22 protein-coding genes are annotated in these 24443 nt (G+C 62.6%); 3 read left to right on the top strand and 19 right to left on the bottom strand.

Annotated elements, in window-relative coordinates; all coding sequences use genetic code 11:
- The first annotated feature begins 64 nt into the window (after positions 1-64).
- Both CQW31_RS10585 and CQW31_RS10580 read left to right on the top strand, forming a co-directional pair.
- On the top strand, positions 65-2434 hold the full coding sequence (locus CQW31_RS10585; RefSeq protein ID WP_099814443.1) for a penicillin acylase family protein: 2370 nt from the start codon (positions 65-67) through the stop codon (positions 2432-2434).
- Positions 2435-2472: 38 nt separating this feature from the next.
- Positions 2473-3291, top strand: a complete 819-nt coding sequence (locus CQW31_RS10580; RefSeq protein ID WP_099814442.1) for an alpha/beta fold hydrolase — start codon at positions 2473-2475, stop codon at positions 3289-3291.
- 337 nt (positions 3292-3628) lie between these two features.
- On the opposite strand, the gene CQW31_RS10570 is transcribed toward CQW31_RS10580, so the two are convergent.
- From CQW31_RS10570 to CQW31_RS10505, 14 genes are all read right to left on the bottom strand, one after another.
- Positions 3629-4414 carry a MetQ/NlpA family ABC transporter substrate-binding protein gene (locus CQW31_RS10570; RefSeq protein ID WP_054885481.1) on the bottom strand — a complete coding sequence of 262 codons (786 nt, stop codon included), beginning with the start codon at positions 4412-4414 and terminating at the stop codon, positions 3629-3631.
- Positions 4415-4588: 174 nt separating this feature from the next.
- Positions 4589-5419: a sigma 54-interacting transcriptional regulator gene (locus CQW31_RS10565; protein WP_099814441.1), complete on the bottom strand. Its 831-nt coding sequence runs from the start codon at positions 5417-5419 to the stop codon at positions 4589-4591.
- A gap of 65 nt (positions 5420-5484) precedes the next feature.
- Entirely contained in the window at positions 5485-6066 is a 582-nt protein-coding gene (locus tag CQW31_RS10560) for an alpha/beta hydrolase (RefSeq protein ID WP_054885479.1), read from the bottom strand.
- Between the two features lie 179 nt (positions 6067-6245).
- Positions 6246-6647 carry a biopolymer transporter ExbD gene (locus CQW31_RS10555; protein WP_054885478.1) on the bottom strand — a complete coding sequence of 134 codons (402 nt, stop codon included), beginning with the start codon at positions 6645-6647 and terminating at the stop codon, positions 6246-6248.
- A gap of 1 nt (position 6648) precedes the next feature.
- Positions 6649-7368 (bottom strand): MotA/TolQ/ExbB proton channel family protein, encoded by a 720-nt coding sequence (locus CQW31_RS10550; RefSeq protein ID WP_054885477.1) that lies wholly within the window; start codon positions 7366-7368, stop codon positions 6649-6651.
- Between the two features lie 30 nt (positions 7369-7398).
- A complete protein-coding gene (locus tag CQW31_RS10545) occupies positions 7399-8187 on the bottom strand; it encodes an energy transducer TonB (protein ID WP_099814440.1) in 789 nt (262 codons plus the stop codon).
- A gap of 384 nt (positions 8188-8571) precedes the next feature.
- Positions 8572-9561, bottom strand: coding sequence for a sulfate/molybdate ABC transporter ATP-binding protein (locus tag CQW31_RS10540; protein ID WP_054885475.1), 990 nt, complete (start codon positions 9559-9561; stop codon positions 8572-8574).
- A 3-nt stretch (positions 9562-9564) separates the two neighbouring features.
- Positions 9565-10437, bottom strand: a complete 873-nt coding sequence (gene cysW / locus CQW31_RS10535; RefSeq protein WP_054885474.1) for a sulfate ABC transporter permease subunit CysW — start codon at positions 10435-10437, stop codon at positions 9565-9567.
- 10 nt (positions 10438-10447) lie between these two features.
- The gene (gene cysT, locus CQW31_RS10530) at positions 10448-11266 is read right to left on the bottom strand and encodes a sulfate ABC transporter permease subunit CysT (RefSeq protein ID WP_054885473.1); all 819 of its coding nucleotides are present in this window, start codon (positions 11264-11266) and stop codon (positions 10448-10450) included.
- Positions 11267-11454: 188 nt separating this feature from the next.
- The gene (locus tag CQW31_RS10525; protein ID WP_099814439.1) at positions 11455-12462 is read right to left on the bottom strand and encodes a sulfate ABC transporter substrate-binding protein; all 1008 of its coding nucleotides are present in this window, start codon (positions 12460-12462) and stop codon (positions 11455-11457) included.
- A 50-nt stretch (positions 12463-12512) separates the two neighbouring features.
- Positions 12513-12695: a sulfur starvation response protein OscA gene (gene oscA, locus CQW31_RS10520; RefSeq protein ID WP_099814438.1), complete on the bottom strand. Its 183-nt coding sequence runs from the start codon at positions 12693-12695 to the stop codon at positions 12513-12515.
- A 237-nt stretch (positions 12696-12932) separates the two neighbouring features.
- Positions 12933-15998: an efflux RND transporter permease subunit gene (locus CQW31_RS10515; RefSeq protein ID WP_099814437.1), complete on the bottom strand. Its 3066-nt coding sequence runs from the start codon at positions 15996-15998 to the stop codon at positions 12933-12935.
- On the bottom strand, positions 15995-17062 hold the full coding sequence (locus tag CQW31_RS10510) for an efflux RND transporter periplasmic adaptor subunit (protein ID WP_099814436.1): 1068 nt from the start codon (positions 17060-17062) through the stop codon (positions 15995-15997). The genes CQW31_RS10515 and CQW31_RS10510 overlap by 4 nt, the downstream gene beginning before the upstream one ends.
- Positions 17059-18147, bottom strand: a complete 1089-nt coding sequence (locus CQW31_RS10505) for an efflux RND transporter periplasmic adaptor subunit (protein ID WP_099814435.1) — start codon at positions 18145-18147, stop codon at positions 17059-17061. The genes CQW31_RS10510 and CQW31_RS10505 overlap by 4 nt, the downstream gene beginning before the upstream one ends.
- 317 nt (positions 18148-18464) lie before the next feature.
- On the opposite strand from CQW31_RS10505, the gene CQW31_RS10495 reads away from it, so the two are divergent.
- On the top strand, positions 18465-18920 hold the full coding sequence (locus CQW31_RS10495; protein ID WP_099814434.1) for a transposase: 456 nt from the start codon (positions 18465-18467) through the stop codon (positions 18918-18920).
- 106 nt (positions 18921-19026) lie between these two features.
- On the opposite strand, the gene CQW31_RS10490 is transcribed toward CQW31_RS10495, so the two are convergent.
- From CQW31_RS10490 to CQW31_RS10470, 5 genes are all read right to left on the bottom strand, one after another.
- Positions 19027-19920, bottom strand: a complete 894-nt coding sequence (locus CQW31_RS10490) for an ABC transporter permease subunit (protein WP_054885467.1) — start codon at positions 19918-19920, stop codon at positions 19027-19029.
- Complete coding sequence (locus CQW31_RS10485; RefSeq protein ID WP_176507617.1) at positions 19917-20798, bottom strand: ABC transporter permease subunit; 882 nt, start codon at positions 20796-20798, stop codon at positions 19917-19919. Before CQW31_RS10485 ends, CQW31_RS10490 begins: the two co-directional genes overlap by 4 nt.
- A gap of 35 nt (positions 20799-20833) precedes the next feature.
- Positions 20834-21976 carry an ABC transporter ATP-binding protein gene (locus CQW31_RS10480; protein ID WP_054885465.1) on the bottom strand — a complete coding sequence of 381 codons (1143 nt, stop codon included), beginning with the start codon at positions 21974-21976 and terminating at the stop codon, positions 20834-20836.
- A gap of 71 nt (positions 21977-22047) precedes the next feature.
- A complete protein-coding gene (locus CQW31_RS10475; RefSeq protein WP_054885464.1) occupies positions 22048-23142 on the bottom strand; it encodes a polyamine ABC transporter substrate-binding protein in 1095 nt (364 codons plus the stop codon).
- 174 nt (positions 23143-23316) lie between these two features.
- Complete coding sequence (locus tag CQW31_RS10470) at positions 23317-24414, bottom strand: polyamine ABC transporter substrate-binding protein (RefSeq protein WP_099814433.1); 1098 nt, start codon at positions 24412-24414, stop codon at positions 23317-23319.
- Between the last annotated feature and the right edge of the window lie 29 nt (positions 24415-24443).

The following is a 24443-nucleotide window of genomic DNA, read 5'->3' as shown; positions in this document are numbered from 1 at the left end:
GCTCTGTTCGCGAATCCGTTGATGATCGGACCACAGTTTCCCTTCGAATGCACAAGGAGTTTCGATGAAGCGCAGCCTGACCCTGTTGGCCGTGGTCGTTGCCGTGGCCGCTGGCGCCGGTTACTGGTACGTGCACGGCAAGCTGCCGCAGCGTGAGGGCGAAGTGGCCATGGCCGGGCTGCAAGGCCCGGTCAGCGTGCGCTACGACGCCCGCGGCGTGCCTCATCTGCAAGCACAGAGCGAAGCGGACCTGTACCGCGCCCTGGGCTACGTGCATGCCCAGGACCGTTTGTTCCAGATGGAGATCATGCGCCGCCTGGCCCGTGGCGAGCTGGCCGAAGTGTTGGGCGACAAGCTGCTGCCCACCGACACCCTGTTTCGCAGCCTGCGCATCCGCGAGCAGGCTGCGCTGATGGCGCAGCGCCAGGACCACCAATCGCCCGCCTGGCAAGCCTTGCAGGCCTACCTCGAGGGCGTCAACGCCTGGCAGGCCAGCCACCCCAAACCGATCGAGTTCGACCTGATCGGCATCACGCCACGGCCGTTCACTGCCGAAGACACGCTAAGCATCGCCGGTTACCTGGCCTACAGTTTCGCCGCAGCGTTTCGCACCGAACCCGCACTGACCTACATCCGCGACCAGCTCGGCCCGCAATACTTGAAGATTTTTGACCTCGATTGGCAACCGCAGGGCGCCCTGGGCACGCCACTGGCGGCGGCGGACTGGCAAAGCCTCGAAGCCGTGGCCCGCGCCAGTCACGAGGCGCTGGTAGAAGCCGGCATCCCGCAGTTCGAGGGCAGCAATGCCTGGGCCGTTTCCGGCAGCCGCACCCGCAGCGGCAAACCCTTGCTGGTGGGCGATCCGCACATCAGTTTTGCCGTGCCCGCCGTCTGGTGGGAGGCAGAGCTTTCGGCGCCCGGCTTCAACCTGTACGGCTACTTCCAGGCGCTGAACCCGTTCGCGATGCTGGGGCACAACCGTGATTTCGGCTGGAGCCTGACCATGTTCCAGAACGATGACGTCGACCTGATCGCGGAAAAGACCAACCCTGCCAACGCTGACCAGGTCATGATCGACGGCCAGTGGCAAACGCTGGAAAAGACCGCGCAGCAGATTGCAGTCAAAGGCGAGCAACCCGTCACCATCAACCTGCGCCGCTCACCCCACGGGCCGATCGTCAACGAGGTTCTCGGCGCGACGGCCGGGACCACGCCGATTGCCATGTGGTGGGCGTTCCTCGAAACCGAGAACCCGATCCTCGAGGGCTTCTACCAGCTCAATCGCGCTGACACCCTGGGCAAGATGCGCGAAGCGGCGGCCAAGGTGCAGGCGCCGGGGCTGAACTTCGTCTGGGCCAATGCCCGTGGCGACATCGGCTGGTGGGCGGCGGCGAAGTTGCCGATCCGCTCTGACGGGGTGAACCCGGCGTTCATCCTCGACGGCGCCAGCAGGCAGGCAGACAAACCCGGTTTCTACCCGTTCAGCGTCAACCCGCAACAGGAAAACCCGGCCAGCGGTTATATCGTCTCGGCCAACTACCAGCCCCCGGCCGTGGTACCGATACCCGGCTACTACAACCTCCCCGACCGCGGCCGCCAGCTCGACCGCCAGCTGGCCAACCCGCAGGTGAAATGGGACATGCAGAACAGCCAGGCGCTGCAGCTCGATACGGCCAACGACTACGGCCCACGTACCTTGGCGCCCTTGTTGGCGACCCTGCGCCAGATCGCCCAGGGTGACGAGGAAAAGGAACTGGTCGAACAGCTGGCTGCCTGGCGCGGCGACTATCCACTGGACTCCACCAGCGCCACGTTGTTCAACCAGTTCCTCTACGAGCTGGCCCAGGCCGCGCTGCATGACGAACTGGGTGACACCTGGTTCCCGGTGCTGATCAGCACCCGCGCCATCGATGCCGCACTGCCGCGCTTGGCTGCAGACGCCGATTCGCCCTGGTGGAACACCCGCGGCGCCAGCCAGCGCACTGACCGCACCGCCATCGTGCGCGTGGCCTGGCAGAACAGCCTTGGCCACTTGCGCGACACGCTTGGCAAGGACCCGGCCAGCTGGCAATGGGGCAAGGCCCATACCCTGACCCACAACCATCCACTGGGCGCGAAAAAGCCGCTGAACCTGCTGTTCAATGTCGGCCCATTTGCCGCCCCCGGCACCCATGAGGTACCAAACAACCTGTCGGCGAAGATCGGCCCGGCGCCGTGGCCAGTGACCTATGGCCCGTCGACGCGGCGCCTGATCGACTTCGCCGATGCCGGGCGGGCGCTGACCAGCAACCCGGTCGGGCAGAGTGGCGTGCCATTCGACCGGCATTTCGCGGACCAGGCCGAAGGGTATGTCGAAGGGAAATACCAGCGGGCGCAGATGGGCGTGATTCCAGCGCAGAGCACCCTCAGGCTTGTCCCCGGCACCCGTGAGTAATCTTGAAAACCCTTGAAAACTGCTGAAGAGACTGTTCCATGCAAAAACACTTCATCGAAATCGATGGCGCTCGCATGAGCTATGTCGACCAAGGCCAGGGCTTCCCGGTGCTGCTCGGCCACAGTTACCTGTGGTCGGCCGAAATGTGGCAGCCACAGGTCGAGGCCCTGTCACAGCACTTCCGGGTCATCGTCCCCGAACTCTGGGGCCACGGTGACTCCGATGCTCCGCCCGCCACCACCACCGACATGAGCGCACTGGCCCGTCAGCATCTGGCATTGCTGGACGCGCTGGACATACCCCAGTGCCACCTGGTCGGCTTGTCGGTTGGCGGCATGTGGGGCGCGCAACTGGCCATCGAACACCCCGAGCGGGTCGACCGCCTGGTGCTGATGGACACCTACCTCGGCGCCGAGCCGGAGGCGACCCGACTGAAGTACTTCGGTTTGCTGGATGCGGCGAGTGCGGCGGGGTTGTTCCCTGAGCCACTGCTGGACATCGTCGTGCCGATCTTCTTCCATGCCGGTGGGCAGACGGTGCCCGAGGTGCGCGATGGCTTCCGGGCGGCGTTGAAGGCGAGCAGTGCCGAGGTGATTCGCAACAGCCTGGACCCAATGGGGCGGGTGATCTTCGGGCGGCCGGACCTGCTGGGGCGGCTGGGTGAGCTGAAGGGTGACAGGACCATCGTGATCTGTGGAGACCAGGACATTCCGCGGCCGCCTGAAGAGTCCAACGAGATGGCGCGGATCATTGGCTGCCTGGCGGCGCAGATACCGTTTGCGGGGCATATCTCCAGCCTGGAGAACCCGCAGGTGGTCAACGCGTTTCTGCTGAACTGGCTACCGCGAAAACCCTGAGATAGACGAGGCAACTGAAACTTTCCTGCAACAAACGCCTCAAAACGCTTCAGACTGCTACATGCAAGGCCATCACCGACAAGGACGATAATGATGAACAGCCCCTGCTCGCCTGATTCCAACGATCAACTGCTGTGGCTGCTGGCACTGCGCCGGGCTTTGGGTGGACTACCTTCGGCATAAGCCTGTCCTGGCCTCTTCGCGGGCAACCCCGCTCCCACAGGCTTCGCACAGCTTCTTGTGGGAGCGGGCTTGCCCGCGAAGAGGCCAGTGAGGCCAGCCACACACAAAAACGCCGACGCAATTGCGTCGGCGTTTTCATACAGCCACCCAACCATCAGAACGCAGGCAGTACCGCACCCTGGTATTTCTTGGCGATGAATTCCTTAACCTCAGGGCTGGTCAGCGCCTTGGCCAGCTTCTGGATGGCCTCACTGTTCTTGTTGTCCGGGCGGGCTACCAGGAAGTTCACGTACGGCGAGTCGCTGCCTTCGATCACCAGCGCGTCCTTGGCCGGGTTCAGGCCGGCTTCCAGGGCGTAGTTGGTATTGATCATGTCCAGGTCGACCTGGTCCAGCACGCGCGGCAGCATGGCCGATTCAAGCTCGCGGAACTTCAGCTTCTTCGGGTTCTCGGCGATGTCCTTCGGGGTTGCCAGGGCATTCTTCGGGTCCTTCAGGGTGATCAGCCCGGCCTTCTGCAGCAACAGCAGGGCGCGGCCGCTGTTGCTGCCCTCGTTCGGGATGGCAACGCTGGCGCCTTCTTTCAGCTCGCTCAGGCTCTTGACCTTTTTCGAGTAGCCACCGAACGGCTCGACGTGCACGCCGATCACGGTTTCCAGGTGGGTGCCCTTGCCTTCGTTGAAGTTCTGCAAGTACGGCAGGGTCTGGAAGTAGTTGGCGTCCAGGCGCTTCTGGTCAACCTGTACGTTCGGCTGCACGTAGTCGGTGAAGACTTTGATCTGCAGGTCCACACCTTCCTTGGCCAGGGTCGGCTTGATCAGCTCGAGGATCTCGGCGTGCGGTACCGGGGTCGCGGCCACGACCAGTTTCTCGGCGGCAGATGCCAGGCCAGCGAACGACAGAGCGGCGGCCAGGGCAGTGGTCAGCAGGGTCTTTTTCATGGTGTTCCTTGTTCTGGATCTGGGCCATCGCGGATGGCGAAGTCGGATGCCCAACCGTTTCACTGGAGGGCGTGAGGCGGACGATACCGAGATTTTTTATTCCCTAACAATATCTTTTAATTAGCTGCTTATTCCAAAAACAAAATGCCACCATCCAGTTTGCTTATAGCTCGTCTAGCTCGCGGGGTTGGGCAAATCGAGATCCTGCGGCAGCAGCTCGTCGTCCTCGCTCACCAACAGCGCGAAGTGGATCACATTCTCCAGCTCGCGGGTGTTGCCTGGCCAGGCATGGGCTTCAAGCAGCTGTTGCGCGGCCTCGCTGATCAGCGCCAGTGGGCGCTGCAGGCGCACGCTGTAGATACCCACGAAATACTCGGCCAATGGCAGGATATCGCCCGGGCGCTCACGCAGTGGCGGCAGCTCCAGCGCGCCCTCGCGCAGGTACTGGTACAGGCGCTCATTGAAGCGCCCGGCCTTCACCACCCGCGTCAAGTCTATGCTGGTCGCGGCTACCAGGCGGACGTCCACCGGCTGTGGTTGCTGCGCGCCGACACGGGTGACCTCGCGGTTCTCCAACGCCGCCAGCAGCTTGCCCTGGATCGCCAGCGGCAAGTCGGCAATCTCGTCCAGGTACAAGGTGCCACCATTGGCCGAACCGAACCAACCGGCGCGGCTGCTGGCCGTACCGCCCTGGCTGCCGGCGCTGTAGCCGAACAGTTCGGCATCGGCATAGGTCGGGCTGATGGCCGCGCAGTTGACCGAGACGAACAGCCCGGGGCGATCACTGGCCCGGTGGATCTGCCGGGCCAGCAGCTCCTTGCCGGTACCGGTCTCGCCGCGGATCAGTACCGGTACCGGTTGTGGCGCCAGCTGCTCCAGGGCCTGACGCAGCTGCTGCGAGCGCGGGTCGATGAACACCAGCGCCTTGGCACGGATGCTCAGGGGGCTCTTGTCCAGTTCAGGGAAGGTCAGCAGCGGCTGGCCGAACGGGCTTTGAAAAGTCATGACGAACTCCCGCCCCTGGCCATCGGTGGCCGGGCGTCAGGCAAACGGTGAACGGTCGGGGCCGATCAGGCGCGGCGCAATGCGCGCTGCTCGACCCGGCTTTGCAGGCGATACAGGTAGGCGAAGCCTTGTTCCCAGCGCTCATGGCCGGACTTCACGTTGATGTGCCCGGCATTGCTCAGCAGGCCCGCCTCGGCGCCCCACGCCTGGGCCAGGTACAACGCACGTGGCACGCTGACCGCCGGATCGTTGTCCGAGCTGACCACCTGGCTTGGGAACGGTAGCGCCTGCAGGGGGATCGGCGCGAAGTTGCGCAAGGCCGGCGCACAGGCGGGTCGCTCGACATCCGCCGGCGCCACCAGCAACGCGCCGCGCACCCGGCGCAGCAGGGTTGGGCTTGCGTGTGCGGCCCAGTGGGCGACGGTGATGCAGCCGAGGCTATGAGCGATGAGAATCACCGGCGAGCGTTCGGCGGCAATCGCCTGCTCCAGCGCCTGCACCCAATCGCGGCGCTGTGGGGTGAGCCAGTCCTGCTGCTCGACCCGGGCGCTGTTGGGCAACGTGCGCTGCCAGTGACTCTGCCAATGGTTGTCTGGCGATCCTTGCCAGCCCGGCACAATCAGGTAACGGATTGACTCATTGCGCATGGGGACGCCTCCAGTAAGTTTGCGTGCTTGGGAATCAGTATAGGGAGGCATTTATATTCGTAAAGGAATAAGAAGATATTTATTAATAACTAAAATTGCACCTAGATAACAGGCAAAAAAAAGGGCCAACCCCTGCCAAGAGATGTGGCCCCTAAGCACTTGCCTGAAGAAGGTGAAGATTACCGTGCAGTTATTACCGCCAGCTTGCTGATCCCGGCGCGCTCGATCGCAGCCATGGCCCGCGCCACTTCGCCATAGTTCACGCCATCATCGGCCTGCAGCTGCACACGCACGTCGGCGTCCTTGTCCTTGGCCGCCTTGAGGTTGCTTTCCAGCAGGTCTGGCTGGATCTCGTCCTTGTTGATGAACAGCTTGCCACCCCCATCGATGCTCACCACCAACGGGTCCTTCTGCTCCACTGGCGCCACGGCCTCGGTCTTGGGCAGGTTGATCGGAATGGCGTTGGTCAGCAGCGGCGCGGTGACGATGAACACCACCAGCAGTACCAGCATGACGTCCACCAGCGGCGTGACGTTGATTTCACTGAGGACTTCGTCGCTATCCTGGGTCGAAAAGGCCATGTCAGGACGCCTCCTTCACCGGCTGGGTGAAACCACCCTGGGCCTTGTGCACAGCCGGGTGCACCAGCACGCGGAAGGCACTCTTCTGCGCCAGGCTGTAGAAGTCGTGAGCGAAGTCATCGAGGTCGGCCGCCGTCAGCTTGAGGCGGCGCAGGAAGTAGTTGTAGACCAGCACCGCCGGCACCGCGACGGCGATACCCACACCGGTGGCGACCAGCGCCGCGCCGATCGGCCCGGCCACGGTTTCGAGGCTGGCGGAGCCGGCCGCGCTGATACCCTTGAGCGCTTCCATGATGCCCCACACGGTGCCAAACAGGCCGATGAAGGGCGAGGTGCTGCCGATACTGGCAACCACCGCCAGGCCGGTTTCCAGCGAGCGACGCTCACGCACGATCTGCTGGCGCAAGGCGCGTTCGAGGCGGTCCTGGTGGTTGATGGCGTGGCTCAGGTCATTGGCGTGCGCTTCACCGACCGCAATCGCCGCATAACCGGACTGGGCGACACGGGCGGCCGGGCCTGGCAGTTCGTGGCTTATTTCCGCCGCCGAGTCGAGGCTCGATGCGGCCCAGAATTGCTGGTGGAAGCGCTTGTCCTGATTCTTCAGCCGTACGAACTGAACGATCTTGACCAGGGCCAGGCCCCAGGTGACGACGGAAAAACCGACCAGCAGCCAGATGACTGCACTTTCAACGGATTCGAGGGGAGATGCCAGCAGGCTCATGATGATGTCTTCCTGTGTTCTGCGAAAAAGTTAGCGAAGCTTGAAATCGATTGGCACGCTGACCCAGCCGGCCTGGGCCACATCGCCCTGCTTGGCGGGGACGAAGCTCCAGCGCTTGACCGCAGCCAGCGCGGCGGCGTCAAGGGCATCGCGGCCACTGCTCTGCTGGATCTGGATCTGCCCCGGCTTGCCGCTGGGCAGCACCTCGACGCGCAACAGCACGGTGCCTTCCCAGCCACGGCGCAGGGCCATTTGCGGGTACTCCGGTGCCGGGTTCTTCAGGTACGCGGCGTTGGCCGAAGGCGGCGTGACCGGTGCCGGCGCGGGTGGCGCAGGCGGCGCCGGGGCCGCGACCGGAGCAGGCGGCGGCGCCTCGACCGGTTTGGGTTGGGGCTTGGGTGGTTGCTTGGCGACCGGCTTGGCCACGGGTTTAGGCTTTGGCTTGGGCTTGGCGGCCAGCTCGTCGATCACCGGGGGCGGTGGCTCGACCACCGGCGGTGCCGGGGCTGGCGGTGGCGGTTGCACCACCGGCGGCGCGGGCGCGGCAAACTCGATGGTCATGGGCGGAATCTGTGGCGGCACCACGGGCAGCGCGGGCGTGGGGGCCTGGCTGACCCAATAGGCAGCGGCACCGTGCAGGGCCAGCACCAGCAGGCCCAGCGCCAGCTTGTCACGGCGCTTGAGGCCGCTGACCGGGGTGCGTTGCAGGCGCAGCTGGCCCAACGGCAGGCGAAGCGTCCGTCCAAGGTCGACCAGGTCACCCGGGCTCGGGCGCCATGGCTGGTCGTAGGCCCTGACGGCCGACTGGACATTACCCATTGATCAAACTCCTGGGGTTATTGATTCAGGTGTGTGGCTGAATCATCGGGGGCAGGGTCTTATCTCTGAAAGTAATGTTTTAAGTTAAAGTTAGAACCTTAATGAATATGTATTTGGCCGGGTTGGCTCTAGCCCGCTGGTTTCGCGGGGTGTGGCTCAACAGCGATCAGGGGATGCTTTGTCGGCATACGAAATATTCGCGCAAGGCATCAGATTGCCGCGAGGGCTACGCCCTCGTTTCGCGACACAAGGCCGCTCCTACAAGGGATCGCGTACTCCTGTAGGAGCGGCCTTGCGTCGCGAAAGGGCTGCACAGCAGCCCGACAATCTTCCAGGCAATAAAAAACCCGGGACCATGCCCGGGTTCTCCATACCTGAAATGGATCAGATATCCGCCACCTTCTGCCAGACCTTCGGCCGGAAGAACAGTGTCTCCCCGCGCGCCAGCCCGGTCAGGCTGTCGTGGTCCTTGACCACCTCGGCCTCGATCAGCTCGCTCTGCCCTTCCACCTTCAAGGTCACCCGCGTCGTGGCGCCCAGCGGCCGGATATCACGCACCTCGGCCGCATGGTGCCCCTCGGTCTCATGCCGCGATAGCGACACCTCGTGCGGGCGGAACAGCACATGGTGCCCTTCGCTCAAGGCCAGGCGGTTGGAATCACCAAGGAAGTGGTAGACGAAGTCGTTGGCCGGCTTCTCGTACACCTCGCCAGGCGAGCCGATCTGCTCGATCACGCCCTTGTTCATCACCACGATGCGGTCAGCCACTTCCATGGCCTCTTCCTGGTCGTGGGTGACGAACACCGAGGTCAGGTTGATGTCCTCGTGCAGCCGCGCCAGCCAGCGGCGCAGCTCCTTGCGCACCTTGGCGTCGAGCGCACCGAACGGCTCGTCCAGCAGCAGCACCTTGGGCTCCACCGCCAGGGCGCGGGCCAGGGCGATACGCTGGCGCTGGCCACCGGACAGCTGCTCGGGGTAGCGGTCGGACAGCCAGTCGAGCTGTACCATGTTCAGCAGTTCGTGGACTTTCTCGGCAATCTTGCTTTCGCTCGGGCGCTCGCCCTTGGGCTTCATGCGCAGGCCGAAGGCGACGTTGTCGAACACACTCATGTGGCGGAACAGCGCGTAGTGCTGGAACACGAAGCCGACGTTGCGATCACGCACGTCATGGCCAGACACGTCCTCGCCATGGAACACGATGTTGCCCTGGTCCGGGGTTTCCAGGCCGGCGATGATGCGCAGCAGGGTGGTCTTGCCGCAGCCGGAGGGGCCAAGCAGGGCCACCAGCTCGCCGCTGTTGATGTCCAGGTTGATAGCGTTCAGTGCCTGGAAGCTGTTGAAGCGCTTGCTGACGTTACGAACTTCGATCGACATGAATCATTCCTCCGCGGCGCTGTGGCGCAGGCGGTTAATACGGTTCTCGCTCCACTGCTTGAGCAGCAGGATGAAGAGCGCCAGGATCAGCAACAGGCTGGCCACGCTGAAGGCCGCGACGTGGTTGTACTCGTTGTAGAGGATCTCCACGTGCAGCGGCAAGGTGTTGGTCACGCCACGGATATGGCCCGAAACCACCGACACTGCACCAAACTCACCCATGGCCCGCGCGGTGCACAGCACCACGCCGTAGATCAGGCCCCATTTGATGTTCGGCAAGGTCACATGCCAGAACATCTGCCAGCCGTTGGCGCCGAGCAGGCGCGCGGCCTCCTCCTCCTGCGTGCCCTGTTCCTGCATCAGCGGGATGAGCTCGCGGGCCACGAACGGCACGGTGACGAAAATGGTCGCCAGCACGATGCCCGGCAGGGCGAACACGATCTGGATGTCGTGGTCCTGCAGCCAGGGGCCGAACAGGCCTTGCGCGCCGAACATCAGCACGTAGACCAGGCCTGCGATCACCGGTGACACCGAGAACGGCAGGTCGATCAACGTCACCAGGATGCTCTTGCCGCGGAAGCTGTACTTGCTCACGCACCACGCGGCGCTGACACCGAACACCAGGTTCAGCGGCACCGAAACGACCACGGCGAGCAAGGTGAGCTTGAGCGCCGACAAGGCATCAGGCTCGAATATCGCCTCGACGAAGGTGCCGAAGCCATTCTTCAGCGCCTGCGACACCACTATCACCAGCGGCAACAGCAGAAACAGCGCGAACACCAGCCAGCCAAGGCCGATCAGGACGCGCCGCGAGGTGGCGCTGCCACGCCGGGCGGCGTTGGCGGCGGCGCTTGCGCTCAGGGTTGAACTGGACATGCGGCCTCCTTCAAGGGGTTTCGATGCGGCGCTGCAGCAGGTTGATCAGCAGCAGCAGGATGAAGGAAACCACCAGCATCAACACGCCGATGGACGTGGCACCGGTGTAGTCGTACTGGTCGAGCTTGACCATGATCAGCAGCGGCAGGATCTCGGTCTTCATCGGCATGTTGCCGGCGATGAAGATCACCGAACCGTACTCGCCAACGCCACGGGCGAAGGCCAGGGCGAAACCGGTGAGCCAGGCAGGCAGCAGAGCTGGCGCGAGAATATGGCGGAACACCTGCAACGGTTTCGCGCCCAGGCATGCCGCGGCCTCTTCGACTTCACGCGGAATGTCTGCAAGCACTGGCTGCACCGTGCGCACCACGAACGGCAGGGTGACGAAGGTCAGCGCCAGGGTGATGCCCAACGGCGTGTAGGCGATCTTGAAACCGAGGTCGGTGGCGAACTGGCCAACCCAGCCCGCAGGCGCGTACAGGGCGGTCAGGGCAATACCGGCAACGGCGGTGGGCAGGGCGAACGGTAGGTCGATCATCGCGTCGATGATCTTGCGCCCCGGGAACGTATAGCGCACCAGCACCCAGGCCAGCAGGGTACCGATCACTCCGTTGATGATGGCGGCGAACAGGGCGGTGCCGAAACTCAGCTTGAGCGCGGCGATCACCCGCGGCGCACTGACGACATTCCAGAACTGCTCGAAAGTCAGCTGCGCGGCATGGACGAACATGGCAGCCAACGGTATCAGCACGATCAGACTGAGGTACACCAAGGTGTAGCCCAGCGTCAGCCCGAAGCCGGGTATGACGGGGGAAATGCGACGTGACATAAATATCCTTGGTTGAACGCACTTGGCCCCGTATCGATCCGGGGCCGGTGCAGGCTTCTAAAATCCTGGGGCTGCTCTGCAGCCCTTTCGCGACACAAGGCCGCTCCTACAGACGAACGCGTATCCCCTGTAGGAGCGGCCTTGTGTCGCGAAAGGGCCGCAAAGCGGCCCCCGCTTTTCCTTGGCCCTTACTGTGCCTGATAGATCTGGTCGAATACACCGCCATCATTGAAGAACTTCGGTTGTGCAGTCTTCCAGCCACCGAAGTCCTTGTCGATGGTCACCAGGTCCAGTTTCGGGAACTGCTTGCCAAATTCGGCAGCCACTTTCTCGTCACGCGGGCGATAGAAGTTCTCGGCGGCGATCTTCTGCCCGGCCGGGCTGTACAGGTGCTTGAGGTATTCGGTAGCGATCTCGGTATTACCTTTCTTCTCGGCATTCTTGTCGACCACCGCCACGGGCGGTTCGGCAAGGATCGACAGCGACGGCACGACGATGTCGAACTTGTCGGCGCCACCGTCTTCCTTGAGCGCCAGGAAGGCTTCGTTTTCCCAGGCCAGCAGCACGTCACCCTGACCGTTGTTGACGAAGGTGATGGTCGAGCCGCGGGCACCGGTGTCCAGCACTGGCACGTGCTTGAACAGCTCCTGCACGTAGGCTTTGGCCTTGTCTTCACTGCCGCCGGTCTTCAGGCCATAGGCCCAGGCGGCGAGGAAGTTCCAGCGGGCGCCACCGGAGGTTTTCGGGTTGGGCGTGATCACCGACACGTCCTTCTTGATCAGGTCGCCCCAGTCCTTGATACCTTTCGGGTTGCCCTTGCGCACGAGGAACACAATGGTCGAAGTGTACGGGGTGCTGGCGTCCGGCAGGCGCTTCTGCCAGTCCTCGGGCAGGGTCTTGCCGAGTTTGGCGACTTCGTCGATGTCACCGGCCAGGGCCAAGGTCACCACGTCGGCGCGCAGGCCATCGATCACCGCACGAGCCTGTTTGCCCGAGCCGCCATGGGATTGCTGGATCTTCACCTTGTCGCCCGGATGGGCCTGTTGCCAGTGCGTGATGAATTCGGCGTTGTACTGCTGGTACAACTCACGGGTCGGGTCATAGGACACGTTCAGCAGTTCGTAGTCCTTGGCGATGGCGGAACCGGCAAAAACAGCACTGGCTAGGGCGGCAAGCGCATAACGGCGGATGGACATGGTGAAGCTCCCGATTGGCATTTTTCTAGTTTTGGATGTTGTGGCGCGAATCAGCCGGCCTTGTTGGCGGGCTGCTGCAGGCGGAACTTCTCCTTGCGTTCGATCTGCACGACCTGGGCGTTGTGCACGGTGATTTCCACCGCACCGAAACGCAGGTCGCGCAAGGCGCTCTGGATCTCACGCAGAATGGTGGCTTCGTCCTGACCGTCGATGCTACGCAGCGATGCACTCATGCTCGTTCTCCTTGGAGTGAGGGTGCCGGGCAGGGATTTGAAGGGGTTCATTGCCTGGCTTGAAGGCAATAGTAGTGAGGCACAGTTATTCTTAAAAATACTGTTTAAGAATGTTTATATAACCAAATTAATACGCCCATTCTGAACAAACAAAATAACCCTGTGGGAGCGGGCGTGCCCGCGAATACGGTAGTGAATCCACCATCGCATTCGCGGGCACGCCCGCTCCCACAGGGTTCAGTGTTGGGGCTTGGTTGTGTGCTCAGGCTCGCGGATCTTGTACCAGGCCACATACAGCGCCGGCAGGAACAGCAGCGTCAACAGCGTTGCGCTGATGATGCCGCCAATCATGGCATAGGCCATCGGCCCCCAGAACACTTCGCGGGCTATCGGGATCATGCCGAGGCTAGCCGCCGCCGCCGTCAGCAAGATGGGACGGCGCCGATGGTTGGTGGCCTCCATGACCGCATCCCAGGGGGAGTAGCCCTGCGCTTCGAACTCGTCGATCTGGGTCACCAGGATCACCGAGTTACGGATGATGATGCCCGCCAGCGCGAGGATACCGAGAATCGCCACAAAGCCCATCGGCGTGCCCGTCGGCACCAGCGCCAGCACTACGCCAATCAGCCCCAGCGGTGCCACGCTGACCACCAGGAACAGCTTCTGCACGCTGTGCAGCTGGATCATCAGGAAGGTCGCCATGAGGAACAGCATCAACGGAATGACCTTGCGGATCGGCCCCTGGGCCTTGCCGCTCTCCTCCACCGTACCGCCAGTGGCCACTTCGTAACCGACCGGCAGCTTGCTGGCGAACTCGTCGATGTTCGGTTTCAGCTGGGCCACCAGGTCGGTGGGTTGGATATCGCCGTTGACCGAGGCCTTGATGGTGATGGTCGGCTTGCGGTCACGACGCCACACCAGCGGCTGCTCCAGCTCGTAACGCACGGTGGCGAACGACAGCAGCGGTATCGAGGTACCGCTGGGGGTGAGGATCTGCAGGTTCTGCAGGGTATCGGGCGAACCGCGCTCGCTGTCCTCGGCGCGGGCGACAACGTTGACCAGGTAGATGTTGTCGTTGACCTGGGTGATATTCACGCCACTGACAATGCTGTTCATCACATTGGCCACGTCTTCCGACGACAGCCCCAGCTGGCGCGCCTTGTCCTGGGCGATTTCCACGCGCAGCACCTTACCGGGCTCGTTCCAGTCGTAGATCATCTCGCCGATATGCTCGTTCTGGTTGAGCAAGGTAGCCAGGTCGATGGCATGCTTGCGCACCTCGTCGATACTGGCACCGCTGACCCGATACTGGATCGGCCGGCCCACCGGCGGGCCCATTTCCAACGATTGCACGTTGGTGCCGATGCCAACGAACTCTTCATGCAAAATCTTCTGCAAGCGCTCCATCATGCCCTGGCGCTCTTCGAAGCCCTTGCTGACGATCACCAGCTGCGCGTAATACGGGTTCTGCAGCTGCTGGTCGAGCGGCAGGTAGAAACGGATGGCGCCCTGGCCAATGTAGGTGCTCCAGTGCACCAGGTCGGGGTCGTCCTTGATGCGCGCCTCGAAGCGGTCGACCACCTTGCGCGTCTCTTCGATCGAGGCGTTTTGCGGCAGGTTGAGGTCGACCAGAATCTCCGGGCGGTCCGACGAGGGGAAAAACTGGTTCTGCACGAAGCGCATGCTGAACAGCGACAAGGCAAACAGCAGGATGGTGCCGATGATCGTCAGCCAGCGATGGCGCATGCACCACACCAGCCCCCCTTCGAACGCCCTGCCGACCCGCCCGGGCTCGGCCTCGTGGGCCTTGAGCTTGCTGCTGCTGAGAATGTGCACACCCAGCACCGGGGCGAAGAACACGGCCACGATCCACGACACCAACAAGGCCACGGCGATGACCGCGAACAAGGTGTAGGTGTACTCGCCGGCAGAACTGGCGTTGAGGCCGATCGGCACGAAGCCGGCCACCGTTACCAGGGTGCCGGTCAGCATGGGGAATGCCGTCGAGGTATAGGCGAACGTGGCCGCCTGCTCCTTGCTCTCGCCCATTTCCAGGCGGGTGACCATCACCTCGACCGTGATCATCGCGTCATCCACCAGCAGGCCGAGGGCGATGATCAGCGCACCCAGCGAAATCCGCTGCATGGTGATGCCGCTGTATTCCATAAAAACGAACACCATCGCCAGCACCAGCGGAATCGAGCAGGCCACCACCAGGCCGGCGCGCATGCCGAGGCTGACAAAGCTCACCGCCAGCACGATCACCACCGCTTCAAACAGCGCGCTGGTGAAGCCGCCGACTGCCTGCTTGACCACCACGGCCTGGTCCGACACGGTGTGGACGCCAACGCCGACCGGCAGGTCCTCAACCACCCGGTCCATGCGTTTTTTCAGCGCCGCGCCAAATACCTGCATGTTGCCGCCGGCCTTCATGCCGATGGCCAGGCCGATGGCGGTCTGGCCGTTGTAGCGGAACATCGGTGACGGTGGGTCGACGTAGCCGCGCTGGATGTCGGCGATGTCGGCCAGGCGGAAGAAGCGGTCGTTGATCTTCAGGTTGACGGTCTGCAGATCCTTTTCCGAGGCGAACTGCCCGGTGGTGCGAACCGAAATGCGCTCGGGGCCAGCTTCGATCACCCCGGCCGGGGTCACCGCGTTCTGCTGTTGCAGTGCCTGCATGACCTGGCGCTGGTCGATGCCCAGGGCCGCCAGCTTGCGGGTCGAGAAATTCAGGTACAGCACTTCGTCCTGGGTACCCACAAACTCGATCTTGCCGATGTTGGGCACATCGCGCACTTCGGCCCGCGCCTGTTCCACGTAGTCCCGGAGCTGACGCAGGGTCAGGCCGTCGGCGGTGAAGGCGTAGATCGTACCGAACACGTCGCCGAATTCGTCGTTGAACCCGGGCCCCTGGATACCCTGCGGGAACTGGCCGCGGATGTCCTGGATCTTCTTGCGCACCTGGTACCAGATTTCCGGGATGTCCTTGGCCTTGGTGGTGTCGCGCAGGTACACGTACACCGTGGATTCGCCCGGGCGGGTGTAGCTCTTGGTGTAGTCGAGGGAGTCCAGCTCTTCGAGCTTCTTCTCGATACGGTCGGTGATCTGGTAGAGGGTTTCGTCCTGGGTCGCGCCCGGCCAGCGGGTCTGGATCACCATGGTCTTGATGGTGAACGACGGGTCCTCCTCACGGCCAAGGTTGAAGTACGAGAAAATGCCCATCAGCAGGCCGACGAACATCAGGTACCAGACGAACGATTGATGCTTGAGCGCCCATTCGGACAGGTTGAAGCTTCCTTTCATTGCGCATCCTCGTCGAAGGTGACCTTCTGGCCAGGCTTGAGGCTGTTCACGCCCGCCGTTACCACACGCTCGCCCGGCTGCACGCCCGAAGCCAGGACGATGCTGTCGGCAGTACGGTCGATCAGGGTGACGTCACGGGTGCCCACGGTCTTCTGCTGGGTGTCGATCACCCAGACCTGGGTCTTGCCATCACGCTCGAGCAAGGCACTGAGCGGCAGCTCGCTGCGCGGGCTCACTTCAGAGCTCAGGGTCACGCTGATCGCGGTACCCAGGTGGAAGGCCGGCGGGGTGCTGGCCAAGGTCAGGCGCGCGCGGCGGGTCCGTGTCGTCGCGTCCGCCTGCGGCTCCAGCTCGCGCAGGGTGGCGGTGGTGTTGATGGTTGGGTCGAGCTGCGACGCAACGGTGAAGGTCAGGCCCTTGTTCAGTTGCTCGGCCAGGCCGATTGGCAGGTCGATCACCGCTTCCTTCACATCCGGCCGCGCCAGGGTCACCACGGCCTGGCCGGCAGTGACGGTCTGCCCGGCTTCGGCCTGCCAGGCGGTGATGACTGCCGCGTGGTCGCTGCGCAGGGTGCTGTAGTCGAGCTGGTCGCGGGCCTGGCTGAGCGCCGAGCGCGCCTGCTCAAGCGCGGCGCTGGTGGTTTTCAGGTTGGTCTGGGCAATATCCAGCTGGGCCTGGGCCCCGACGCCGCGGTCAAACAGCTGCTGCTGGCGGCGGGCATCGGCCTGGGCGTTGATCCACTGCGCCTGCACTTTGGCCAGGTCGCCTTCGGCGGCACGCAGCTGGTTCTGCTGGTCGGTGGGGTCGAGCGTGGCCAGGGTATCGCCCGGTTTGACCTGGGCGCCCACATCCAGCCAACGCCGGGCGATGCGCCCGCCAACCCGGAAGCCCAAGGTGCTTTCGAAGCGCGCCTCGATAAGGCCAGCGAAGCGGCCCAGCTGCGATTGCATCTGTGGTTCCACCTTGACCGACAGCACCGGCCGGATCGGCTCGGGCGCTTCCTCCTCGCTACCGCAGGCGGCCAGCAGCATGCCGGCCGACAGTATCAGCAGCAGGCGCTTCATAGCTCACCTCCCTGGGCCTTGGCATCGACCTTCTGCACCTGCATGCCCGGGTGCAGCAGCTGGCCACCGACCACCACCACGGTTTCACCGGCCTTCAGGCCGCTGGCAACCACGATCTTGCCGGTCAGATAACGGCTGACCTCGACCTTGCGCAGTTCGACCTTGTCGCCCTCGTCCACCACCCAGACTGCTGGCTCATGCAGCGCCTTGGTCAATGCCGACCATGGCAGCTCGACGCTGGGCCGCCCCACCGCATTGGTGCTGGCAGTGACCGGCGCGCCCAACTGCATGTCTGGCGGCACATCCTTCAGTGCCACCTTGACCTGCACGGTGCCGCTTTGCGCCGACACGGTGGGGGTGATTTCACGGACAAAGCCGTGAGCCTGGACCTTGGGGTCATCCAGCAGGCTGACGATGACCCCAGCGTCGCTGGGCGGCGCCACCAGCAGCGATTCGTAGACGTTGAACACCGCATCGCGGTCGCCGTCACGGGCCAGGCTGAAGATCGGCATGGTCGCCTGCACCACCTGCCCCACCTCGGCCTGGCGCTCGGTGATCACGCCATCGGCATCGGACACCAACGCGGTGTAGCTCAGCTGCTCATTGGCATCGGCCAGCTCTGCCTGGGCAGCCTTGAGCGCGCTCTGGTTGCTGCGCAGCGCAGCTTCGGCGGAATCGTATTCGCTCTGGCTGGTGTAGCCCTTGGGCAGCAATTTTTGCTGGCGGACAAAGGCCGCGCTGGCCTGGGTGACCCGCGCTTGCGCCGCGAACACCTCGGCCTTGGCCGAGTCGACATTGTTCTGCAGGTCTTTCGGGTCGAGCCGCGCCAGCACCTGGTTGGCCTTGACGTGGTCACCGACATCGACGCTACGGGAAATGATCTTGCCGCCGACGCGGAACGACAGGTCGGTCTGCACCCGCGCCTGCACGTCGCCGGTCAGGGTGACCCTGGCTGCGAAATCGGTGGGCTGAACCTGTTGCACACCCACCCGAGGCAGGGTCTCGGGGACCTCTTCCTTGCTGCAGCCGGTGAGCAAATACAGCAGCCCCAGGCAAACGACCGACAGTGGGCGCATCAACGTCATGCAGGCTCCTTGCTTTGCGCGCAAATGATTCTTGGGATGCGACTGTCAGCGTAGTTCAGGGTTCGATAAACGGCACTGATCGGGATCAGTTCGGCATTTTCAGCGGCTGTGCGGGCCTCTTCGCGGGCACGCCCGCTCCCATAGGGAGAGCGCAGGCTCCAAAACTCGCGCGGTACTTGTGGGAGCGGGCAAGCCCGCGAAAGGGCCGCCACAGCCGAATCACGCGCTTCAGCCATATCCAGAAACCATCAGCCACTCGGCTACCCCGCTCCAGCCGCTACCTTTCAACGGGAGGTTCAATTTCAAGGAAGATCACAATGCCGCTAGCCGAATCCCACCTGTTACGCCGTGGGCGCTTTTCCGAGCCTGGCAGGCTCTACATGCTGACCACCAAAACACACCTGCGGCTGCCACTGTTCCATGACTTCGACCATGCTCGCCTGGTGGTCAAACATCTGCGGGTGTCAGATGACATTCAGGACTGCCGGTCGTTGGCCTGGGTAGTGATGCCAGACCACCTGCACTGGCTGGTCGAGCTGAAAGAAGTGACATTGGGCACGCTGATGCGCAAGTTCAAATCACGCACAGCCATTGCGTTGCTCAAGGCAGGTGTCAGGCACAAGCCGATATGGCAACCGGGCTACCATGATCATGCGTTGTGGCGGGAGGAAAATGTGGTGCATGTAGCCCGGTACATTGTGGCCAATCCTTTAAGGGCTGGATTGGTCAGGAGTATCAGGGACTTTCCACATTGGGATGCTGTATGGCTTTAAACCGGTGCTGGGGCCTTCGCGGGCTTGCCCGCTCCCACAGGTAGGGCGCAGGCCTTGAAACCTGTGCTGTACCTGTGGGAGCGGGCGTGCCCGCGAAAGGGCCGGGTCAGGCCGACGCAGCCACCTGCGTCGGGCGCTTGACCTGTGGCTGCGAGGCGTTGGCCGCCGCACCCTCTTCGATCGCCTGCTGGATCGCCTTGCGCCGACGCTCTTCGGCCTGGCGGCTGAAGAACCAGACAAAGAAGGTCACCAGCGACACCGACAGCAAGATCAGGCTGGCCACGGCGTTGATCTCAGGCTTCACGCCCAGGCGCACTGCCGAGAACACTTCCATGGGCAAGGTGGTCGAACCTGGGCCGGACACGAAGCTCGCCAGTACCAGGTCGTCCAGCGACAGGGCGAACGACATCATGCCGCCCGCCGCCAGCGATGGCGCGATCATCGGGATGGTGATCAGGAAGAACACCTTCCACGGCTTGGCACCCAGGTCCATCGCCGCTTCCTCGATCGACAGGTCCAGCTCGCGCAGGCGTGCCGACACCACTACCGCCACATACGCCGCACAGAACGTAGTATGAGCGATCCAGATGGTGACGATGCCACGCTCCTGTGGCCAGCCGATCATCTGTGCCATGGCCACGAACAGCAGCAACAGCGAAAGACCGGTGATCACTTCGGGCATTACCAGCGGTGCGGTGACCAGGCCGCCGAACAGCGTGCGGCCCTTGAAGCGGGTGACCCGGGTCAGCACGAAAGCGGCCAGGGTACCCAGCGCCACCGCAGCCACTGCCGTGTAGCAGGCGATTTCCAGCGAGCGCATCACCGAACCCATCAGCTGGGTGTTGTCGAGCAGGCCGACGTACCACTTCACCGACCAGCCACCCCACACCGTCACCAGTTTGGAGGCGTTGAACGAGTAGATCACCAGGATCAGCATTGGCAGGTAGATGAACAGCAAGCCGAGCACCAGCATCAGCTTGGAAAAACTGAAACGCTTCATGCCCTGCCCTCCATTTCTTTGGCCTGGCTGCGGTTGAACAGCAGGATCGGCACGATCAGGATCGCCAGCATCACCACCGCCAGGGCGGATGCCACCGGCCAGTCACGGTTGTTGAAGAATTCCTGCCACAGCACTTTACCGATCATCAGGGTTTCCGGGCCGCCAAGCAGCTCAGGAATGACGAACTCGCCCACCACCGGGATGAACACCAGCATGCAGCCGGCGATGATGCCGTTCTTCGACAGCGGCACGGTGATTTTCCAGAAGCTGTTGAAGGTACTAGACCCCAGGTCCGAAGCCGCTTCGAGCAGGCTCGGGTCGTGCTTCACCAGGTTGGCGAACAGCGGCAGGATCATGAACGGCAGGTACGAATAGACCACGCCGATGTACACCGCCAGGTTGGTGTTGAGGATCTGCAACGGCTGATCGATCAAACCGGTCCACAGCAGGAAGCCGTTGAGCAGCCCGTTGTTGCTGAGGATGCCCATCCAGGCATAGACGCGGATCAGGATCGCAGTCCAGGTCGGCATCATGATCAGCAGCAGCAGGACTGTCTGCGTCTCCTTCTTGGCGTTGGCAATGGCGTAGGCCATCGGGTAGCCGATCAGCAGGCACAGCAGAGTGCTGAAGAAGGCCATCTTCAACGAGCCCAGATAGGCCGAGATGTACAGCTCATCCTCGGTCAACAGGCCGTAGTTGGCCAGGTTGAGCACCAACTGGATCTTGTCTTCGACGTAGGTGTAGATCTCGGTATACGGCGGGATCGCCACGTCGGCTTCGGCGAAGCTGATCTTCAACACGATGAAGAACGGCAGCATGAAGAACAGGAACAGCCAGATGAACGGCACGCCGATCACCAGGTGCCGCCCCTCCGGGATAAGGCGCTGGAAGGCTCGCTTGAGCTTGCGAGGTTTCATGACCGCAGTACCACGCCGCTGTCGTCTTCCCACCACACGTACACTTCATCGCCCCAGGTCGGGCGAGCGCCCTGGCGTTCGGTGTTGGCGACGAACGACTGAACGATCTTGCCGCTTGGCAGCTCGACGTAGAACACCGAGTGGCCGCCCAGGTAGGCGATGTCGTGGACCTTGCCACGTGACCAGTTGTGTTCGAAGTCTGGCTGAGTCGTGGTCACCAGCAGCTTTTCCGGGCGCAGGGCGTAGGTGATGTGCTTGTCTTCCACCGAAGTGGTGATGCCGTGGCCGACGTAGATCTTGCGCTCCAGCTCCGGGCTGGCGATGATCGCGTGGCCTTCGGCGTCGTCGACTACTTCACCTTCGAACAGGTTGACGTTACCGATGAATTCGCACACCAGGCGGCTGGTCGGGGTCTCGTAGATATCCACCGGCGAGCCGATCTGGGCGATCCAGCCCAAATGCATGATGGCGATGCGCTGGGCCATGGTCATGGCCTCTTCCTGGTCGTGGGTCACCATCACGCAGGTCACCCCTACGCGCTCGATGATTTCCACCAGTTCCAGCTGCATCTGCGAACGCAGTTTCTTGTCCAGTGCGCCCATCGGCTCGTCGAGCAGCAGCAGCTTGGGGCGCTTGGCCAGGGAGCGGGCCAGGGCCACCCGCTGGCGCTGGCCACCGGAGAGCTGGTGTGGCTTGCGCTTGGCGTACTGGGTCATGTGTACCAGCTTGAGCATCTCGGCCACGCGGGCGTCGATCTCGGCCTTGGGCATCTTGTCCTGCTGCAGGCCGAAGGCGATGTTCTGCGCCACGGTCATGTGCGGGAACAGCGCGTAGGACTGGAACATCATGTTGATCGGCCGCTCGTACGGCGGCATATCGGTGATGTCGACGCCGTCGAGGAAGATCCGCCCCTCAGTCGGGCGCTCGAAGCCGGCCAGCATACGCAGCAGGGTCGATTTGCCGGAACCGGAGCCACCCAGCAGGGCGAAGATCTCGCCTTTGCGGATTTCCAGGGACACATCGTCCACGGCGACCGTTTCGTCGAATTTTTTTGTAACCCGGTCGATCTTGACCAGCACCTGCTTGGGTTGCTGGCCACCCTCGAGGGCTTTTTTATAGGCACCGGAGGCAACTGCCATGAGTGAAACTCCCAACAAGATTTTTGTGCCCGCGCGGCCTGTGTTCCAGGTACCGCAGCGGGTCTGGATGATTACTTGCCCGACTTGACCTTGGTCCAGCTACGGGTCATGAGGCGCTGCACCTTGGGCGGCAACTCTGAGTTCACGAACATCTTGTCCAGCACTTCCTGCGGTGGGTAAACCGCAGCGTCAGTCCTCACGGCCTGGTCCATCAGGTCGCCAGCCTTGGGGTTCGGGTTGGCGTAACCGACGTAATCACTGACCTGGGCGATAACCTCAGGTTTCAGCAAATAGTTGATGAAGGCGTGGGCCTCCTTGACGTTCTTGGCGTCCTTGGGGATCGCCAGCACGTCGAACCAGAGGTTGCCGCCTTCCTTGGGAATGGCGTAGGCCAGGTTCACGCCCTTTTTCGCTTCTTCAGCGCGGGCCTTGGCCTGGAACACATCACCCGAAAAGCCTGCCGCGACGCAGATGTCGCCGTTGGCCAGGTCGGTGATGTACTTGGACGAGTGGAAGTAGGTCACGTACGGGCGTACGGCCAGGAGTTTCTGCTCGGCCTTGGCGTAATCCTTGGGGTCGGTGCTGTTGGGGTTGAGCCCCATGTAGTTGAGCACCGCCGGGAGCATTTCATCCGCCGAGTCGAGGAAGGCCACGCCGCACTTGGATAGCTTCTTCATGTTCTCGGGTTCGAACAGGACGGCCCAGGAGTCGATGGTGTCCACACCCAGCGTGGCCTTGACCTTGTCGACGTTGTAACCGATGCCGTTGGTGCCCCACAGGTAAGGCACGGCGTACTGGTTGCCCGGGTCGTTCTTTTCCAGGCGCTTCATCAGCGCCGGGTCGAGATTGGAATAGTTGGGCAGCAGGTGCTTGTCGAGCTTCTGGAAAGCGCCCGCCTTGATCTGCTTGCCGAGGAAATGGTTGGACGGCACCACCACGTCATAGCCGGTGTTGCCGGCCAGCAGTTTGCCTTCCAGGGTTTCGTTGGAATCGAAAACGTCCTGCACGGGCTTGATACCCGTTGCCTTTTCGAAGTCCGCGAGGGTGTTCGGGCCGATATAGTCCGACCAGTTGTAGAAGTGCACCGTAGGCGCCGCTTGGACGCTGCATGCCAGCGTCAGGCCCGCTCCAGCCATCAAGGCCTTGCGTAGTACAGAAATAGACAAGTGGGTGGTCCTCACAATCAGTGCCTCGGTGACGGCGTGCTTATCGGTACAAGCGCTGCCGCGCACACAAAACCGGCGCGCAACTTACCTGCGCAGCTTCGTTGCCGCAATCATCAATTGCCATTCACAGGCTCCGGGCCGGGAAACCCCGGCCCAGAGGTCACGCATCGGGGGTTATTTGCCCGATTTGATCTTGGTCCAGCTACGGGTGATGTCACGTTGCGCAGCTTTATCTGGTGCTTTGATGGCGTACAGCTTGGCTTTCACTTCATCGGACGGATAGATCGCCGGATCGCTGGTGATCGCCTTGTCGACGAATTGGGTAGCTGCCTGGTTGCCATTCGGGAAGCGCACGGCGTTGGTGATAGAGGCCATTACTTCGGGCGTCATCAGATAGTCCATGAACTTGTAAGCTGCTTCGACGTTCTCGGCATCTTTCGGAATGGCGACCATGTCGTAGAAGGTACCGGCGCCTTCTTTCGGAATGGTGTAGCTCACTTTGACCTTGTCACCCGCCTCGTGGGCGCGGGCCTTGGACTGCTCGATGTCACCCGAGTACCCGACTGCCACGCAGATGTTGCCGTTGGCCAGGTCGGAGATGTACTTGGAGGAGTGGAAGTAGGTGATCGAAGGACGAATCTTGAGGAACAGCTCCTCGGCCTTTTTCAGGTCTTCCTTCTTGGTGCTGTCGCTCGGCAGGCCCAGATAGTGCAGCGCGGCCGGGATCATCTCGGTTGGCGCGTCGAGGAAGCTCACGCCGCAGCTCTTGAGCTTGGCGATGTTCTCGGGCTTGAACACAGCGTCCCACGAATCGATCTTGTCCACGCCCAGCGCGGCCTTGACCTTCTCCGGGTTATAGCCGATACCGATCGAGCCCCACATGTACGGGAAGGCGTGCTTGTTGTCCTTGTCGCTGGCGTCGCCAACGGCCTTGAGCAGGGCCGGGTCGAGATTTTTCCAGTTGGGCAGCTTGGAACGGTCCAGCTCCTGGTAGACGCCAGCGTTGATCTGCTTGGCCAGGAAGTTGTTGGACGGCACGACGATGTCGTAGCCCGACTTGCCAGCCAGCAGCTTGGCTTCGAGGGTCTCGTTGCTGTCGAAGACGTCGTAGACGACCTTGATGCCCGTCTGCTTCTCGAAGTTGGCCACGGTGTCCGGGGCAATGTAGTCCGACCAGTTGTAGACGTGCAGCACCTTGTCGTCAGCCTGAACAGCGGTAGCCATGGCACCCATCAGGGCGGCGGCCAGCAACGTCTTGCCCATTTTATTCATGCGTAATGCTCCAGAATTTTTATTTAGCC

Source organism: Pseudomonas sp. 382 (assembly GCF_002759075.1).
Taxonomy (GTDB): Bacteria; Pseudomonadota; Gammaproteobacteria; order Pseudomonadales; family Pseudomonadaceae; genus Aquipseudomonas; species Aquipseudomonas vlassakiae.
This window is presented reverse-complemented; position numbering and strand designations above follow the sequence as displayed.

Bases quoted from the DNA above. Each gene is read 5' to 3' on its own strand.
- CQW31_RS10585 (WP_099814443.1), top strand. From the start codon at position 65: ATGAAGCGCAGCCTGACCCTGTTGGCCGTGGTCGTTGCCGTGGCCGCT.
- CQW31_RS10580 (WP_099814442.1), top strand. From the start codon at position 2,473: ATGCAAAAACACTTCATCGAAATCGATGGCGCTCGCATGAGCTATGTC.
- CQW31_RS10570 (WP_054885481.1), bottom strand. From the start codon at position 4,414: ATGAAAAAGACCCTGCTGACCACTGCCCTGGCCGCCGCTCTGTCGTTC.
- CQW31_RS10565 (WP_099814441.1), bottom strand. From the start codon at position 5,419: ATGACTTTTCAAAGCCCGTTCGGCCAGCCGCTGCTGACCTTCCCTGAA.
- CQW31_RS10560 (WP_054885479.1), bottom strand. From the start codon at position 6,066: ATGCGCAATGAGTCAATCCGTTACCTGATTGTGCCGGGCTGGCAAGGA.
- CQW31_RS10555 (WP_054885478.1), bottom strand. From the start codon at position 6,647: ATGGCCTTTTCGACCCAGGATAGCGACGAAGTCCTCAGTGAAATCAAC.
- CQW31_RS10550 (WP_054885477.1), bottom strand. From the start codon at position 7,368: ATGAGCCTGCTGGCATCTCCCCTCGAATCCGTTGAAAGTGCAGTCATC.
- CQW31_RS10545 (WP_099814440.1), bottom strand. From the start codon at position 8,187: ATGGGTAATGTCCAGTCGGCCGTCAGGGCCTACGACCAGCCATGGCGC.
- CQW31_RS10540 (WP_054885475.1), bottom strand. From the start codon at position 9,561: ATGTCGATCGAAGTTCGTAACGTCAGCAAGCGCTTCAACAGCTTCCAG.
- cysW (WP_054885474.1), bottom strand. From the start codon at position 10,437: ATGTCCAGTTCAACCCTGAGCGCAAGCGCCGCCGCCAACGCCGCCCGG.
- cysT (WP_054885473.1), bottom strand. From the start codon at position 11,266: ATGTCACGTCGCATTTCCCCCGTCATACCCGGCTTCGGGCTGACGCTG.
- CQW31_RS10525 (WP_099814439.1), bottom strand. From the start codon at position 12,462: ATGTCCATCCGCCGTTATGCGCTTGCCGCCCTAGCCAGTGCTGTTTTT.
- oscA (WP_099814438.1), bottom strand. From the start codon at position 12,695: ATGAGTGCATCGCTGCGTAGCATCGACGGTCAGGACGAAGCCACCATT.
- CQW31_RS10515 (WP_099814437.1), bottom strand. From the start codon at position 15,998: ATGAAAGGAAGCTTCAACCTGTCCGAATGGGCGCTCAAGCATCAATCG.
- CQW31_RS10510 (WP_099814436.1), bottom strand. From the start codon at position 17,062: ATGAAGCGCCTGCTGCTGATACTGTCGGCCGGCATGCTGCTGGCCGCC.
- CQW31_RS10505 (WP_099814435.1), bottom strand. From the start codon at position 18,147: ATGACGTTGATGCGCCCACTGTCGGTCGTTTGCCTGGGGCTGCTGTAT.
- CQW31_RS10495 (WP_099814434.1), top strand. From the start codon at position 18,465: ATGCCGCTAGCCGAATCCCACCTGTTACGCCGTGGGCGCTTTTCCGAG.
- CQW31_RS10490 (WP_054885467.1), bottom strand. From the start codon at position 19,920: ATGAAGCGTTTCAGTTTTTCCAAGCTGATGCTGGTGCTCGGCTTGCTG.
- CQW31_RS10480 (WP_054885465.1), bottom strand. From the start codon at position 21,976: ATGGCAGTTGCCTCCGGTGCCTATAAAAAAGCCCTCGAGGGTGGCCAG.
- CQW31_RS10470 (WP_099814433.1), bottom strand. From the start codon at position 24,414: ATGAATAAAATGGGCAAGACGTTGCTGGCCGCCGCCCTGATGGGTGCC.